Origin of the sequence: Photobacterium sp. CCB-ST2H9 (genome assembly GCF_023151555.2) — a bacterium.
In the GTDB taxonomy this organism is placed as follows: Bacteria; Pseudomonadota; Gammaproteobacteria; order Enterobacterales; family Vibrionaceae; genus Photobacterium.
Window position 1 is genome coordinate 3,077,479 of record NZ_CP100425.1, and the last position, 16,057, is coordinate 3,093,535.

The 16,057-nt window shown below is 54.5% G+C and carries 15 protein-coding genes; 4 read left to right on the forward strand and 11 right to left on the reverse strand.

Annotation, left to right across the window (positions count from 1 at the left end):
• The first annotated feature begins 65 nt into the window (after nucleotides 1-65).
• Entirely contained in the window at nucleotides 66-2,456 is a 2,391-nt protein-coding gene (locus L4174_RS14100) for a winged helix-turn-helix domain-containing protein (protein ID WP_248141513.1), read from the forward strand.
• A gap of 22 nt (nucleotides 2,457-2,478) precedes the next feature.
• On the opposite strand, the gene L4174_RS14105 is transcribed toward L4174_RS14100, so the two are convergent.
• The 8 genes from L4174_RS14105 to L4174_RS14140 form a co-directional block, all read right to left on the reverse strand.
• Complete coding sequence (locus tag L4174_RS14105) at nucleotides 2,479-3,483, reverse strand: energy transducer TonB (protein ID WP_248141514.1); 1,005 nt, start codon at nucleotides 3,481-3,483, stop codon at nucleotides 2,479-2,481.
• On the reverse strand, nucleotides 3,480-3,911 hold the full coding sequence (gene exbD / locus L4174_RS14110; protein WP_248141515.1) for a TonB system transport protein ExbD: 432 nt from the start codon (nucleotides 3,909-3,911) through the stop codon (nucleotides 3,480-3,482). Before exbD ends, L4174_RS14105 begins: the two co-directional genes overlap by 4 nt.
• A 3-nt stretch (nucleotides 3,912-3,914) precedes the next feature.
• Nucleotides 3,915-4,868, reverse strand: a complete 954-nt coding sequence (gene exbB / locus L4174_RS14115) for a tonB-system energizer ExbB (RefSeq protein ID WP_248141516.1) — start codon at nucleotides 4,866-4,868, stop codon at nucleotides 3,915-3,917.
• 161 nt (nucleotides 4,869-5,029) lie between these two features.
• Nucleotides 5,030-6,520 carry a porin family protein gene (locus L4174_RS14120; protein WP_248141517.1) on the reverse strand — a complete coding sequence of 497 codons (1,491 nt, stop codon included), beginning with the start codon at nucleotides 6,518-6,520 and terminating at the stop codon, nucleotides 5,030-5,032.
• 114 nt (nucleotides 6,521-6,634) lie between these two features.
• The gene (locus L4174_RS14125) at nucleotides 6,635-7,345 is read right to left on the reverse strand and encodes a Slam-dependent surface lipoprotein (RefSeq protein ID WP_248141518.1); all 711 of its coding nucleotides are present in this window, start codon (nucleotides 7,343-7,345) and stop codon (nucleotides 6,635-6,637) included.
• A gap of 115 nt (nucleotides 7,346-7,460) precedes the next feature.
• Nucleotides 7,461-10,349, reverse strand: a complete 2,889-nt coding sequence (locus L4174_RS14130) for a TonB-dependent receptor domain-containing protein (protein WP_248141519.1) — start codon at nucleotides 10,347-10,349, stop codon at nucleotides 7,461-7,463.
• An 86-nt stretch (nucleotides 10,350-10,435) separates the two neighbouring features.
• Nucleotides 10,436-10,717: a DUF4880 domain-containing protein gene (locus tag L4174_RS14135; protein WP_248141520.1), complete on the reverse strand. Its 282-nt coding sequence runs from the start codon at nucleotides 10,715-10,717 to the stop codon at nucleotides 10,436-10,438.
• On the reverse strand, nucleotides 10,714-11,232 hold the full coding sequence (locus L4174_RS14140) for a sigma-70 family RNA polymerase sigma factor (protein WP_248141521.1): 519 nt from the start codon (nucleotides 11,230-11,232) through the stop codon (nucleotides 10,714-10,716). Before L4174_RS14140 ends, L4174_RS14135 begins: the two co-directional genes overlap by 4 nt.
• Before the next feature lie 53 nt (nucleotides 11,233-11,285).
• Between L4174_RS14140 and L4174_RS14145 the strand changes: the two genes are divergently transcribed.
• The 3 genes from L4174_RS14145 to pykF are packed head-to-tail and all read left to right on the forward strand — an operon-like array spanning nucleotide 11,286 to nucleotide 13,332.
• Nucleotides 11,286-11,552 (forward strand): hypothetical protein, encoded by a 267-nt coding sequence (locus L4174_RS14145; protein WP_248141522.1) that lies wholly within the window; start codon nucleotides 11,286-11,288, stop codon nucleotides 11,550-11,552.
• 43 nt (nucleotides 11,553-11,595) lie between these two features.
• Nucleotides 11,596-11,877 carry a hypothetical protein gene (locus L4174_RS14150; RefSeq protein WP_254589085.1) on the forward strand — a complete coding sequence of 94 codons (282 nt, stop codon included), beginning with the start codon at nucleotides 11,596-11,598 and terminating at the stop codon, nucleotides 11,875-11,877.
• A gap of 42 nt (nucleotides 11,878-11,919) precedes the next feature.
• Complete coding sequence (pykF, locus tag L4174_RS14155; RefSeq protein WP_248141523.1) at nucleotides 11,920-13,332, forward strand: pyruvate kinase PykF; 1,413 nt, start codon at nucleotides 11,920-11,922, stop codon at nucleotides 13,330-13,332.
• 109 nt (nucleotides 13,333-13,441) lie between these two features.
• On the opposite strand, the gene L4174_RS24040 is transcribed toward pykF, so the two are convergent.
• The 3 genes from L4174_RS24040 to L4174_RS14165 all read right to left on the reverse strand — a co-directional run bounded on the left by L4174_RS24040 (nucleotide 13,442) and on the right by L4174_RS14165 (nucleotide 15,993).
• Complete coding sequence (locus L4174_RS24040; RefSeq protein ID WP_256549383.1) at nucleotides 13,442-13,576, reverse strand: hypothetical protein; 135 nt, start codon at nucleotides 13,574-13,576, stop codon at nucleotides 13,442-13,444.
• A 204-nt stretch (nucleotides 13,577-13,780) separates the two neighbouring features.
• The gene (gene ilvN / locus L4174_RS14160; protein WP_036750099.1) at nucleotides 13,781-14,275 is read right to left on the reverse strand and encodes an acetolactate synthase small subunit; all 495 of its coding nucleotides are present in this window, start codon (nucleotides 14,273-14,275) and stop codon (nucleotides 13,781-13,783) included.
• Nucleotides 14,275-15,993 carry an acetolactate synthase 3 large subunit gene (locus L4174_RS14165; protein ID WP_248141524.1) on the reverse strand — a complete coding sequence of 573 codons (1,719 nt, stop codon included), beginning with the start codon at nucleotides 15,991-15,993 and terminating at the stop codon, nucleotides 14,275-14,277. The genes ilvN and L4174_RS14165 overlap by 1 nt, the downstream gene beginning before the upstream one ends.
• Nucleotides 15,994-16,057: the final 64 nt, after the last annotated feature.

Below are 16,057 nucleotides of genomic sequence, written 5' to 3' on the forward strand. Positions count from 1 at the left end.
AATGCATTGATTTCATGCCACTTCTCCGTACAATAAGGCCCCAGAATGAACACAAGTCCGGGTACATGATGACCAGCTATCAGTTTGCTTCTTTTTCTTTCGACACCGTGACCGGACGGCTGACCAGTCACGCATCGTCAACTGAAACCGAGATCCACCTGCGACACAAAGTGTCTCAGATACTGACTTTTCTGCTGGCTCATCCGGATCAGCTGATCAGTAAAGACACGCTGCTGGATGCTCTGTGGGACCACAGTGAATACAGAGAAAATTCGCTGACACAGAGCATCCGGGAGCTGAGAAAGGCACTGGGCGACAGCGCGCAGAATCCGAAATTTATCCGCACCTATCCCCAGCGGGGTTATCAGTGGATCTGTCCGCTGAACCCGCCTGAAACTGAGACTCACACTGAAGCTGAACCAAAGCCTGAGACCGAGCAGACTTCTCCCATGAAACACGGGGAGCGAGAGCGCAGAACGTCCCAATCCTGGTTTGTGCACTGGCCTGCCATTGTCATCAGCCTGCTGCTTGTCACAGTGCTGACAACCGGCGGTTTTACCTGGCATCTGATGTCGGTACCAACATCAGAACTGCACGCCGCACGCTCCTCTCATCCCCAAAACGGACTGGTGATCCTGCCGCTGATCAATGATACGGGCGATGCACAATACGACTGGATTCAGCTCGGTCTGGCCGACATGCTGGCGGCACAGCTGAGCAAAAATCAGCAGCTCACGGTGATCCCGCCCGCCATTGCCAATGCCTGGTTACTGGATGCCGGACTAAGCTGGCCAACCCTGCCCGCGCAAATCCGTACCCTGCTCAGCCAGCGCGGCTTTCAGGCTGCATTGTTTGGCGCCGTCCGGCAGCACAACCACCAGCAAATACTGGAATTTCAGCTGATTTATGCTGACGGGCGGACCCAGCAGGGCAGCATGGCCTACCCGCAGCTGACCCCAGCCATCGCATCCGTCAGCCATCAACTGCAACGCCTGTTCCGTCCGGAGCATACCTCGCTTCAGCCAGAGCCATCCCCCGGCATTGCAGCACAGTCACTGGCGCAGGGACGATCCCTGCTGCAGACACAAGGGGCTCAGGCGGCCCGGAAATTCTTTGATGCCGCCCGGATCCTGGAACCCGACAACCTGTGGGCCCGGATTCAGCTGGCTGGCACCGATGTCCGCCTGGGCAAATGGCAGGAAGCACAACAGCAGCTGAACGCACTGCCTAAAGCGCGACTGCAGGAGGAACCGGCACTGTACGCAGCCCAGCGCTACTGGCTGAGTGAGATCAGCTACCGCCGGGGTGAGCCGGATGCCGCCATCCTGATTGAACAGGCTGTCGCCGCTGCGGAACAGGCAAACGACCCGGCCACCCTCGTGCGTGTATATCAGTTACAAACGCAACTGGCGTGGAATCTCATGGACTGGGAAACCCATCACCAGCTCACGCAGAACCTCACCACGTTACTGGGGAAAGGACAGGCCTTGCGTCAGGATGCTGATCAGCTGTTTTACCTCGGCCGTCCGGCCAATGTCGGGCTGGAAAAAATCCCCGGCAATGATCTGGCCGCCAATCAGGTCCGGCTGTTTAAGGCGCTGAATTTTTACCGGCAACTGGGGGATCGACCGCGTCAGGCCGCAACCTTGCTGGCCATTGCACAGAATGATCAGACGGACCTGTCGATCCGCCAATCATCTCTCAGTGAAGCTATCTCGATGTACCGTGAGCTCGGCCAGCCTTATGAATTAGCGCAGGCCCTGATTTATCAGGGGTTTTATCTGATGCAGTCCCATCAGGGCCAGTCAGCGGAAGTTTATTTCTCTGAAGCCAGGGCACTGGCTGAACAACTGGGGGCGCAGCGCTTGTTACTCGACAGTGAGTTCTACCTGGCCTTTGCAGCCATGGATCAGGGTCTGGATCTGCAGTGGCTGGGCAAACATCCGCAACAGCCTCATCAGCTGGCACGTGCCGGGAAAGCCTTTTCGCAGCTGCTGAAAAAAGATATCTCCCCTCTGTTAGAAACCAATATTGCATTATTTCAGAGCTGGATCGCCGCAGATCAAAACAAGATGCAACTGGCAATGCAGCACCTCGACCACGCAACCAGTCTGGCAAACACTCTGGATCTTCCTCTGACTCAGGGGTACATCCGCTACAGCAAGATGCGGATTCATTTGTCCCGGCACAATTACACGGCAGTGACTGAACTGGCAACAATCCCCATCGTGACCCGGCTGGAAGCGGTCTATACGGCAAGAGCTTACTACGAACTCGGTCAGCCCGGCGAAGCCGCCCGTATCCTGGCGCTTTTCAGAGAAACGCTGCCCGAGCAATGGCAGCCTGAAGATGAACAACGTCTGAAGGACTACCAACGGGCATCGCAGGGCGAAGTCATCACCCTGTCGCCGGAACCCAAAGCCCATCTGGTGTATTGCGAGAGTGACTGGCTCTGAGGCTCCGGACGAAACAGAAGGCTCAGCCGGAACGGCTGAAGCTGATCGGAACGGTGAAGGTCAGGCGTGCGCCCTCAAGACTGGCCGGAGGCTTGGGTAAGGGTTCCGCCCGTTTGACCAGCGCCTGCGCTTCCTCATCCAGCGAACGGTTTCCGCTCGACTTCACCAGTTTCACGACCAGCACGAGGCCATTTCTGTCCATGGTAAAAGCGATCACCGGAGTGCCCTGACGCCCGAACCGTCTGGCCTGACGCGGATATTTCTTATGCTGCTCCAGATGCGCATGCAGCCTGCGTTGCCAGGTCTGTTTCTGCTGCTCGCCAAACCTGCTGAACTGGCCCCGCGCCGGTGCCGATACCACCTCGGCTTTCTCCTGCACTTTCACTCCCGGAGGTGCACTGGCCGCCCGGGCTTCGACAGCCTGTCGTGCCGTGTCGACCGGTTCTCTGGCTTCCGGCTCTTGGACCGCCGGTAATTCCGACAGAGGCTCGGCCTGGGTTTGTTCAGCCTTTGTTTGTTCAACCCTTGTTTGTTCAGCCAACGGCGGTTTCAGAACCGCCGATTCAGCAGACGCCGTCTCAGGGGGCGCATCGGCTATCGGTTCCGGAATCGTTTCGGGTATAGCTTCAGTCAGGACTGTTGGCGACGGATTTTCCTGACGACGAAATGGCGACGGCTTCTCCGCAACAGGAAGCGCCACCCGTTCTTGCATGGCAGTTTTTGTTGCCCGATCGTCTGTTTTCGATGCTGCGGTTTCAACACGCTTTGCCGGAGTGCGCTGTACCTGCGGTTCCGACGGCGGAAGCTCACTCTGATCCTCAACAGGCGAAGCCAGCGGCATCATCAGTGTAATCGCCATCGGCGCGGCAGCCGGTGCTGCAGACACAGACTTGCTGGCAAACTGCCACCAGTACGCCGCAACTGCGCTGCCATGGAGCAGCACGCTGACGGCGATTCCGGTCAGCAACCAGCGGCAGCTGTCATCCCACCCGCGGGGCTCACTGCCAACCCCGGTCAGCGTACTCATGAGGCCGGTCCCCTGACCTGCTCCAGACCAATCAGTGCGATCTGCAGATAACCCGCCTGCCCCAGCTGATTCATGACCGCCATCAGCTGCGCGTAAGTCAGAGACTGATCGGCACGCAAGTAAATCCGCTGTTGCTGATCCGGCAGAGCCGCTGCCAGTGCACCGGCCAGAGCCTCCAGCGCCACGGTTTTGTCTTCTCCCAGGGTCAGAGTCATATCTTTCTGAATGGTCAGATAAAATGGTTTGTCCGGCATCGGCTGCGGCTCAGCGGCAGCACTGGGCAAATCCACCGGCACACTCACCGTCGATAAGGGGGCCGCCACCATGAAGATAATCAGCAGCACCAGCATGACATCAATGAAAGGCGTGACATTGATGTCATGATTTTCGACCAGTTCGTCACTGTCATTCGGGGTCTGAAAAGCCATCTCTTACCCCGCTTTCTGCAAGGCCTGAACAGAGGCGGGGGCCATTGCCCCGGTCTGCTGCCGGTCCAGATCCCGGCTGACCAGCACCAGCAGTGCCACGGACATATCGGCCAGCAATGCTTTATAGCCCTGAATAGCCCGGGTGAAGTGGTTATAAATGACGACGGCAGGAATGGCCGCGACCAGACCGATGGCAGTCGCAAGTAAGGCTTCGGCAATGCCGGGGGCCACCACGGCCAGATTGGTGGTCTGGGTTTCCGCAATGCCGATAAAAGCATTCATAATGCCCCACACGGTGCCGAACAGGCCGACAAAAGGCGCCACTGAACCGACCGTCGCCAGTACGCCGGTGCCCCGGCTCATGCGGCGTCCGGCCGACACCTGCACCCGCTCCAGCCTTGCCTGCACCCTTTCTTTGATCCCGCCGTCACTCGCAGTGCCACGGGCTGACAGGATCAGCTCGTGCCGGGTCTCCTGAATCAGCGCCATCCCCGCCCCTTGACCCGATTGTGTGTTTTCAGCGCCATCCGTCAGCGTGTCCGCCGTCGTCAGTGCCCGCAACATTCGCCGGGCACGGCGGCAGGCAACAGAGATCTGCAGCTGTTTGGCCACGCCAATGGACCAAGTCATCAGGGAGGCCGCCAGCAGCAGTATCATCACGGATTTCACCACCCAGTCGGCTGCCTGATACATCCCCAGCGGAGATAAGTCCGTGCCCGCATGGGTTTGCGCCCGATGCGCCGATACGGGTTGTACAGCTTCGATCAACACCAGGTCCGAATGTGGATCCAACGTCTGAACTTCAGCTGACTCGGACACAGCATCTGCGCCGGTTTCGGGAGGCGGCGCAGTTTCTGCCTGTACAAAGCTCTGGCAAAACAACAGCATCCCCGCCAGAAACATGGCTGCTCGCCTGATGAACACCTGTCTGGCTCGCCATCTAATCGTCTGATTCATATTCCTTTCCATTCTGATATTTCCCTGTTCATCAGACGTGATAAACCACGCCCGGTAAAACGCGCCTATTGTGTGCGCCGAGTACGCCTATGAGAGATACCGAACGAGCACGACAAATCCGTAATCGGATACCGGATTTTTTTCAGACTTTTTTGATCGGGTCAGAAACGCTTTTCGATTTTCAGACTCACTTCGCTTTGATCATGGCTGTACAGCCAATCCACATTACTGCTGACCCGGTTGTGCGCCAGCGTCAGCACCGGGGTCAGATCCCAAAGACTCAGCCCGGTGAAACGGGTTTCCAGCGTATAACTTTGTTCGTCGTCTTCTCGTGTGGCTTCCAGCAAAGCACTGTAGGCCTGATATTCACGCTGCCGGAACGAGGTGAAGAGTGCGGTCTCAACGCCGATTTCCCACGTACGCTGAACGCCAAGCCGCACGCCTTTCATGTGGTAGGCATACACAGCTTCATCCGTGTGTTTATCTGTCCAGTCCAGCCCGCCAAACAGCAGCCACTGACCCGGCAACTGATGCCAGAACGTGGCATAGCCGGCGTACTGCCAGCCGGACTGAAAATCCAGCCCGTCCGGCAAAAACTGCAAATCTTTCGCTTCAGCTTCCAGCTTGAACGCCGTGCCCGCCGAAAACAGATACAACCCGCTCAGCTTGCCGCCCCAGGCCTGATATAGCGCATCGTTCCCTTGCATCCGGTATTCGAACAAAGGCGCGGAAAGTAACTGATAATTAGCGGTGTGATAGCTGTAACCCAGAGAGGTCAGCAGGGTATGCTCATTGTACTGCCGGTGATGAGCGTAGTTCTCACCATAAGCCAGACCGAGGAAACTGATGCCATGATGACCGCTCAGCGAGATTCGTTTATTCAGGCTCGCTTCAAATGTGGTGCCGTAAGCCGATTCGGCTTTCGGGGTTTTCCGCTCGACCAGACACTCGCCACTCAGCATCCTAAGTAAGCAGGTATAACTTTCTGAAGAGAGATTGAGGTTATTGTTGTAACCGGGACCGAAGGAAACTGCGCCCTGCCAGCTGTCCCGGTATGCCAGCGCTTGCGCAAAGGCATCCACCGTCTTCAGCACGCCCTGTGCTCTGGGATCATCCAACGGCAGGGATGCGCGGATTTTTTCAAACAGTCTCTGTGCGTCCCTGTTTTTCTGGTTTTCGAACAGCACCCGTGCCAGTTCGAGCTGACCCGGCAGAAAATCCGGCTGTAAACGCAACAATGCCCGGTACGAAACTTCTGCCTGGTCAAATTCACCCTCGGTTCGTGCCAGCGCGCCCTGCGCATAATGCACCAGCATCATGTCATGACCGGGCAGTGCCAGATACCGGGGCAGAAATCCGCGGACCGCAGCCCAGCGCCGGGCTTTCACCGACAGATAAATCACCTGCCCCAGGGCATTGAGATTGTCCTCGACCTGATAAACCTGACCGTCGATGATCAGTGCTTCGGTATCATCCCGGGCCTGCTCGTCTTCCAGCAGACGTTGTTCTTTTTCCCGGGCCTGCAAGGCCGTGTTCTGCTCCAGACGGAGGTTCGTGTCCTGATCTGCCTGGGCAAGTGGTGCAAAGAATAAAAGAGAAAGGAAGGCCAGACCGGCGAATGACGACAGTCGGCGCAAATACATCATCAACATGCGTTAACCTGATGGCAGATACCCTGATGGCGTGACGACAATAAACAGGGGCCGCGAACACACAGCCCCTGCCACATTCAGCAGGGCCAGCACACAGGCCCCGGTATCCATCGGTTACTGTTTCGTCCCGCCGAATGCGGTATCAAAGATTTTTGCACTGCCTGAAAATTGCGCAATCCCGGCCAGTGCCGCCGCATTATTGCCAAAGAAATGGCCTTTCGCTGTGCCGTTCGCTGGCCCGACTGTGGCCGTCCCGTGAAAGGCTGCCGTCGCGCTGTTGATGGTGGCATTCACACCCAGCGAATACTGGCTGTTGGCAATCGAGCCATTCAAAGTGTTGTTGCTGAAGTTGGCGGTAAATGTGCCGTTCAGATCATTGCTGCCGGAGAATTTGTTCACCCCTTTCACCGCATAGGTGGCGGTGCCGCTGGTCGGCAGCGTGGTACCTGCGGTATCTCCCACATAATAGACCGTCCGATCGGCATCACTGCTGATATCGCTCGCCCACTCCCCGAACCAGACATCACCGGCACCGACTCTAGCAAAATTGAAATTCCCCATTCCCGAATGACCGCCACCCAGCACATAAACCCCGTTTTTCACGCGGCCGTAATTTTTCAGGGCCTGAAAATCAACTTTTTGCGCCGTTGAACCCATGGATGCTGCACCAATGCCTGCACGCCCTGCGACGTGAGGCCCGGCATTCAGATTCGATTCTCCTACCAGAATCTGGGTGTTGTCACTTTGGGTGCCGACAATATTGGCTTGGGCAGCACCGCTGATGCAGGCGGAAAGAACGGCAATCATCACAACAGCTTTTTTCATTTTACATATCCTTATTGAAGTTTGAGTTGGCTCATGAAGGCCCATGGCGCTGCCTTCATTGGGTATACCGAACCACGGCTTCAAACCCGTAAAACAAATTCAAATTTTCTGATCGTCAGAAATTGACCTGCAACTTCACTTTCACCGTCCGCCCCGGGGCCGGGACGCTGGAGCGTACCAATGGGTCGATGTAATAGAGATCGGTCAGGTTGGTGCCGATCACTTCCAGCGCCAGCGCATCATTGAAACGGTACTGGGCATAAGCATCGAAAGTTAAGGCGTCATCCCGCGCCAATGCTTCTTCATGTTTACTGCCCGGTATGAAGACGGTGCGCAAGCCGGTTTCCATCCGGCGATCGAAGAAACGTCCGCCGATATTGAGATTCACCGAATATTCCGGAATCGCCTGATCGGCCAGATATCCCCCCTCAAACCCGGCATGGACACAGTCCGGCGTCGAACCGTTGAAATCAGACAAAATCGCCAGGCTTTCATCACAGACTTCATTTTTCAGCAGGTAAGAGAGGCTGAGATCGGAGAAGAAATCACCGTTGTCGTACCGGCTCTGGAATTCCAGTCCTTCCAGCGTTTGCTGATCGATGTTGTAAAAACGCATCATATTTCCCGACCGCTCAATCACATCTTTGGTTCTGTGATGGAAGTAAGTCAGTTTGAGATCGGCCTCATCAAAGTTCTGAACGAAAGCAACCTCATGGTTATAAGCATGTTCCGGGTCTAAGCCGGTATATGGATTATTGTTGGCGGAAAAGCCCAGCGTGCTTTCAAACATACTCGGGAAACGGACTGCCTCGGTATAGCGGTAATACATCCGGCTGGTATCCGTAAACATCACGGTAGCCGACAGTGCCGGGACCCAGGCATTTCCCTTTTTCTTTCCACCCTTGATTTGTTTGTCGTAAGCCCCGACCGGCGCTCCACTTTCAATACAGGAACCTTCGATATAATTCGGCTGCGACTGCTGGGCAATCAGGCAAGGGTTGTTCTCCCGGCTGTAACGGCCTTCACCGTCATGCAGCCATTCATTCCCTTCATGGTCGACTTCATAAGTCGTTGTCGTACGGGCTTTCTGATACAAAGCCGCTTCTTCTTGCGGGGTCAACGGCGGTTTCCCCAGCATCTGATTGATGAAATTCTTCAAAACAATGTCATCAGCAACAGCTGCAACATTCTGTTCAATCTCTTCCGGGGTATATTTTTCAAGGGTTTTATAAGACAGTAACATCCCCTTATCTGCAGCATGCTCTTTGGTGAACCGACTGTCTCCGGCCGCAATCCGATCCGACAAAAAGTCATCAATGGCCCAGTAATTCTTGTAACTCGCACCTGCAGTGAAACGTAGAAAATCCACTGGCTGCCACTGGAAATTGAACTGCCCTTCATACTCCTGACGACGCCCTTCCCGCGGCCAGTGACGCCAGCCATCGACCTCCCCACGGTATTCATCATCAGAGCGCAATTTATGGTACTGATATCGGCCGGACAGCGTCAGACCCAGTGTATCGGTCAGCCACATCTGATTACTGAGGTCAAAACCGATCCGACTGTCTTTGGCATTGGTCGCCGCCGTATTGCGCAGCAACGGGCTGGCTCCGGGTGTCGGATCTGCGATGTCGACCCGATTGGCAAAATTAGGAAAACCACCCGCGGTGTTGGTATCGCTGACGGTATACGTGGTCCAGAGATTGGACGTCAGATGGATATAGGGATTCTCAGGCTGCCAGGCATAGCGAATATTGTAAGCCTGGGTTTCAACATGGCTGAGCGGCCATTGCGCCATTTCTCCGTTTGCGCCGATATTACCGGAGCGGCTGGCCATGATTTCGCCATAAGTGGCATCGGTATACCGGGCACCTATTTCCAGCGTTTGCTGATCCACCAGACTGAATTTGGCTTTCAGCAGATAAGATTCCAGCTCACTCGAGGTATTGGGCACTTCATAACCGGGCCGCTGCCGCTTGGCAAGCGAGCGCGGGTCAATCCGGGTCATGAACTGTTCATCCTGAGCGAGATGATCGTAAAAATCTGCATTTCGGGTACCGCTGAAATAATTCCCTTTGTTGCGGTAAGCATAAGCCGCCAGCAGCTCATAATTTTCCTTTTTCGCTGCCAGTGCCAGCCGGTAGGCATAGTCTTCACCGGCAAACGGATTGTGTTCCTTGTCTTTGCTCATCACTTTCCAGAGCGAGGGATCACCATAGGCATACTCCGGACTATCCTGCGGAAACCCCGGCACGGTGCGGTAATCCTGACCGGTCAGCAACACCGGCTCTCTGGGCGAAATTGCATTGTTACTGCCTTCGATCACGATTTCACCGCCGAAGGTTTCACCAACTTTCAGAATATCCTCGGCGGAAATCGTATTGACCACCACAGCACCGCCGACCGAAGCATGCACATTGGGTGTCAGCGACGGACCTTTGATCACCTGGATCCCGCCCACCAGATTGGGATCGATATAGTTGCGGTTCGAAACCCCGCGATACCCACGCCAGACCGTCAGATCCTGTTCCGTTCCGTCAATCGACAACGGCACCCTGCCCGGTCCCTGTACCCCGCGAATACTGGGATCGACCCCGCCGCCGTTGCGGGCATCGCCGCTGTAGACGTTCAGCATGCCCTTGAACATATCTGCGGCATCCTTGCCTTTGTATCGCTCGATCTCATCTTTGCCGGTGTATACGGTCGACAGATCGTCGTCATAAACCGCAAACTCACCGGCTTCATCACGGGTCAGCCCGCCGGACTCGCCGTAAGAGACATTGATGGTGTCCAGAGTCATCTCATTGTCATCGGCGGTGTGCTGAAAGGAACCACCCTCCTGCAGCATCAACTCATCGCGTGCAGCATCGGGGTCCCCGACGGAAGTTTCAGAGGGTTGTTCCGCAGACTCAGCCCAGACCTTGCCGGGCAACACTGCCACAGCCAGCCCGAGATGAACCTTCAGCAGCAACGCGGTGAGATTGGGCTTAACCTTTTGATGCACTGTGAATTCCTTCTCATGATTATGGTGAATGCCTCCGTACACCGTATGAGAAGGAAAAAGCCGTAACCGGCTCCCGATGTTCCTGGTTATTCTGTTACGGAGCTCACACAATCAGGCCATGTCCCCGGACTAACGGCCTGCCTGCGCCGGGTCATCAGAATGCGGCGGCTGGCCGGATGCTGAGGCACGGCCAAAAACTGTGCCTGAACCTGAGTGAGCTGTCGCCAGGCCGACTCGTTGTCCGGGTGATCCTGCCGCCAGACGTCAAAAGCCTGTTTGTCCTGATCACTGACATCGTCGGCCCAGAGCCTGGCCATCCAGCGGGATGCCTGCCGGATGACGTCCACTGAAATGCGATGCGGCGTCAAAAGCTCGCCTCCATACTGGCCAGCAGGCAAGCCTGCAGTGCTTTGGCGATATACTTCTCAACGGATGAGACCGAAACGTCCAGCGCCGCCGCGATTTGCTTGTAGCTCATGTGTTCGAGCTGACGCATCAGCAAAGCTTGCCGGACTTTATCCGGCAGGTGACGCAGTAAACGATCCACCGCGGTCAGCGCTTCAACCATCTGCAGACGTTCTTCCGGCGACACGCAAACATCCTGCGGCTGCTGTTGCAGGTATTCCAGATAGGCCGACTCCACGCGACGGCGACGATACAAATCAATCACCAGGCCTTTGGCAATATGGGTCAGGTATCGCCGGGATTCACCGGGAGCCGGTAAACGGCCACTGCTGAGCAGCCGAAGATAGGTATCATGAACCAGATCTGCCGAAGTATAGGGACAACCGAGACGACGCTGAATAAACACCGATAACCAGCTTTGATGTTGCTGATAGAGTTGACCCACCTGCTTCATATTCGTCTGGTCTGCCGCTGTCATCGTCTGGCGCTCCTGCTACTTATTAACCACAAATTGAATAAAACCAAATCTTAATGATAATGATTATCAATATAGAAAAAGATTATTCAACCGTTAGAATAAAGAAGCCTGACGTTTACAACAGAAATTTGCGCGGGGACAAGGCAAAGGCAGGTTCAATGAGGCAGAATTCTGCGCCTGTCATCAAACGGCAACTTGTTTTCAACAAAATTAGTTATTTGATAAAAAACTTTTCAGGACAGGCAACATCAGGACGTCGTCCCGGAAATGTCCCAAATGCCTTGCGCTTTGAGGCTTTGACGCATGAATCAAATGCATAGCGTGCTGGTCGGAGCAAAAGGTTGACCCAACTCACACACTGGAATGGGAAAGAAACTCTGCTATACTTACGACCTTGTTTCATCAGCCACTTTGTGGCACTGGCAGCGGATCTCCATCCTGATGATGTTGACGGTTCAGCCAGCCTGTGAATTCATTTCGCCTGCTTTATCAAAGCAAAGCAACTGCTTTCATAAAGCAAGTAATGTTGCCCAACAATTTGAATGGCTGACGGATACCTTGCGGAACTTTATTGATAAAAACACGATCATGATCTCATTTTGTAGCCATGATTCAACATTATTGATTCAGTTCTTTGAGGTATAAAGCGCCTAAAGTTTCCTTCAAGTTCTCCGGAGAATATTCTCAATGAAAAAAACCAAGATCGTCTGCACGATTGGTCCTAAGACTGAATCTGTTGAAATGCTGACCAAGCTGGTCAACGCTGGCATGAACGTGATGCGTCTGAACTTCTCGCACGGCGACTTTGCCGAGCACGGTCAGCGTATCCAGAACGTTCGTGAAGTGATGGCGCAAACCGGTAAACCCGTTGCGATTCTGCTGGACACCAAAGGTCCGGAAATCCGTACCATCAAACTGGAAGGCGGCGCAGACGTGACCCTGACTGCAGGTCAGGAATTCACTTTCACCACTGACACTGCTGTTGTCGGCAACAAAGACCGTGTAGCTGTGACTTATCCTGGCTTTGCCAAGGATTTGGTTGCGGGAAACACCATTCTGGTTGACGACGGCCTGATCGAAATGGAAGTGCTGGCAACCACAGACACCGAAGTGAAATGCCGCGTGCTGAACAACGGCGACCTAGGTGAGAACAAAGGAGTGAACCTGCCAGGCGTTTCGGTCAACCTGCCTGCACTGGCTGAGAAAGACAAAGCGGACCTGAAATTCGGTTGTGAGCAAGGCGTTGATTTCGTTGCGGCATCTTTCATCCGTAAGGCTGAAGACGTTCAGGAAATCCGCGAGCTGTTGAACGCTAACGGCGGCGAGAAAATTCAGATCATCTCTAAGATTGAAAACCAGGAAGGTGTCGACAACTTCGACGCGATTCTGGAAGCATCTGACGGCATCATGGTTGCCCGTGGTGACCTGGGTGTAGAAATCCCGGTTGAAGAAGTGATCTTCGCGCAGAAGATGATGATCGAGAAATGTAACCGTGCCCGTAAAGTTGTTATCACAGCAACTCAGATGCTGGATTCGATGATCAAGAACCCACGTCCGACCCGTGCTGAAGCGGGTGACGTTGCGAACGCCATCATGGACGGTACTGATGCCGTCATGCTGTCTGGTGAGTCTGCGAAGGGTAAATACCCAATCGAAGCAGTCACCATCATGGCGCAAATCTGTGACCGCACTGACGCTGCAATGCGTGCTTCACTGAGCGCACGTCTGGACAGCCCTCGCCTGCGCATCACCGAAGCGGTGTGTAAAGGTGCAGTGGATACTTCTGAGAAGCTGAACGCGCCGCTGATCGTGGTTGCGACTGAAGCCGGTAAATCAGCCCGCTCTGTACGTAAATACTTCCCGACAGCAAACATTCTGGCTGTGACCACCAACCCGAAAACTGCGGCTCAGCTGTGCCTGACCAAAGGTGTGACCCCTGTCGTTGTTGATGCGATTGAAAGCACCGATGCCTTCTACGCACGTGGTAAAGCACTGGCGCTGGAAACCGGCCTGGGCGCGAAAGGCGACATCGTTGTGATGGTCTCCGGTGCGCTGGTTCCTTCAGGTACAACGAACACGGCTTCTGTTCACGTTCTGTAATCAGACAGCAACAGACGCATTAAAAACGGGAGCTTCGGCTCCCGTTTCTTTTTTCTGATTTCCACACGGCCATTTTCACACAGTACGCATTGCCGTTCCGGACTGAGTTTCACCAGCCGAAGATTTCCTTGTGATGCGTATTGAGTAACAGAACGGCCAACAGGAAATATAAAGCACTGACATGAAAACCGAGCCAGCACAGCAGTACTGTGGTTGTGCGAACCAAAACAGTCTTCAACATCATCTGATTCCCCCGGATCTGCTGCTTATCGACTTTCGTCTAAGGTACAGAGGTATCATTTGTGCCGGATTCTTACTCGGGCTGCTCTATCGACACCTTACTCATTAGACTTTAGTCGAATATCCGGTAAACGACGACCAGATGTCAAAAAGCCCGCCGGACACATGCCAGGCAGGCTTTGACAGAATGAATCAATTAACTGAAAGATCAGGCTTTCAGGGCACGTTCTCCGCGGGCAATACCGACAACTCCGCTTCGTGCCACTTCAATGATCTCCGTGGCTTCGCTCACGGCATCCAGAAAGGCATCCAGCTTCTCACTGGTCCCTGCCAGCTGAACGGTATAGATCTGACTGGTGACATCGACAATCTGTCCGCGGAAAATGTCAGACGTGCGCTTCACTTCCGCACGGGCATAACCACTGGCCTTCACTTTCACCAGCATCAGCTCACGCTCGACGTGTTCTGAATCCGTTACATTACTGACCTTCAGAATATCGATCAGCTTATGTAATTGTTTCTCGATTTGTTCCAGCGCGGCATCTTCAACGCTGGTGGTGATATTCAGACGCGACAACGTCGGGTCATCCGTTGGGGCGACGGTCAGCGACTCAATGTTATACCCACGCTGGGAGAACAGTCCCACCACGCGTGAAAGTGCACCCGGTTCATTTTCTAATAATACTGATACAATCCTGCGCATTAGGTTCTCTCCGTTTTACTCAGCCACATTTCACTCATGGATCCGCCTCGGATCAGCATCGGGTAAACGTGTTCTGTCTCATCCACGCTGATATCAACAAAGACTAACCTATCTTTCATTGCCAAAGCGCGTTCCAGCTCACTTTCCAGCTTCGCCGGATCAGAAATGCGGATGCCGACATGGCCGTAAGCTTCTGCAATTGCAGCAAAATCAGGCACAGAATCCATGTAGGAGTGTGAATGGCGCCCCTGATAAATCATGTCCTGCCATTGCTTCACCATCCCCAGGAAACGGTTGTTCAGATTGATGATTTTCACCGGAATATCATACTGCAGCGCCGTCGACAGTTCCTGAATATTCATCTGGATACTGCCGTCACCGGTCACACACAGGACTTCGGCATCCGGCAGCGCGAACTTGGCGCCCATCGCGGCTGGCAGACCAAAACCCATCGTCCCCAGGCCACCGGAGTTCAGCCAGCGACGTGGTTTATCAAACGGATAGTAGAGTGCGGCAAACATCTGGTGCTGACCCACATCCGATGCCACATACGCGTCACCTTTGGTCAGTTTGTGCAGCATTTCAATGACCTGCTGAGGTTTGATGCGCTCTCCGTCAGTCTGATAACTCAGACACTTGCGGGCACGCCAGGATTCAATCTCACTCCACCACTCATCCAGTGCAGCTTTGTCATTGGTTCCCTGCTGCTCTTCCAGCAGTTTCAGCATACTGTTCAGCACTGCATCGGCCGAGCCGACAATCGGGATATCGGCTTTCACCGTTTTGGAAATCGACGACGGGTCGATATCAATATGCATGATCGTGGCGTTCGGACAGTATTTTTCCAGATTATTGGTGGTCCGGTCGTCGAAGCGCACGCCAATCCCGAAAATCAGATCGGAATTGTGCATGGTCATGTTCGCTTCATAGGTGCCGTGCATCCCCAGCATCCCCAGACTGTGGTGGTGCGTCCCCGGGAAAGCGCCCAGCCCCATCAGGGTACTGACCACTGGAATATTCAGACTTTCAGCCAGCTTCAGCAATTGTTGCTCGCAACCGGACATAATGGCGCCGCCGCCCACGTACAGTACCGGCTTCTTCGCAGCCAGCAGGGCTTTCAGACCACGCTTGATCTGACCTTTGTGCCCCTGCAGAGTCGGGTTGTAGGAGCGCATGCTGATCGCTTCCGGGTATTTGTACGGGTATGTTTTAGCGGGATTGAGCATATCTTTCGGGATATCAACTACCACCGGGCCGGGACGGCCGCTGGATGCGATGTAGAAAGCTTTCTTGATGATGGCCGGGATATCTTCAGTGCGCTTCACCAGAAAACTGTGCTTCACGACCGGACGGGAAATCCCGACCATATCGCATTCCTGAAACGCATCGTTTCCGATCAGATCACTCATCACCTGACCCGACAGGACAACCATCGGGATAGAATCCATGTATGCGGTCGCGATGCCGGTGATCGCGTTGGTGGCACCCGGGCCTGAGGTCACCAGGACCACGCCCACTTCGCCCGTCGCACGGGCATAGCCGTCTGCCATATGCACGGCTGCCTGCTCATGGCGCACCAGCACGTGCTCGATGTCGCTCTTCTCGTGCAGCGCATCGTAAATATCCAGAACAGAACCGCCAGGGTAACCGAAGATATGCTTTACGCCTTGATCGATCATTGAACGAACGATCATATCGGCGCCGGACAACATTTCCATATTCTTGCCTCCAGGTCGTGTATACCTGCGCCTGCACCGTAGTTCTGACCTGAAGTTGCCGGTT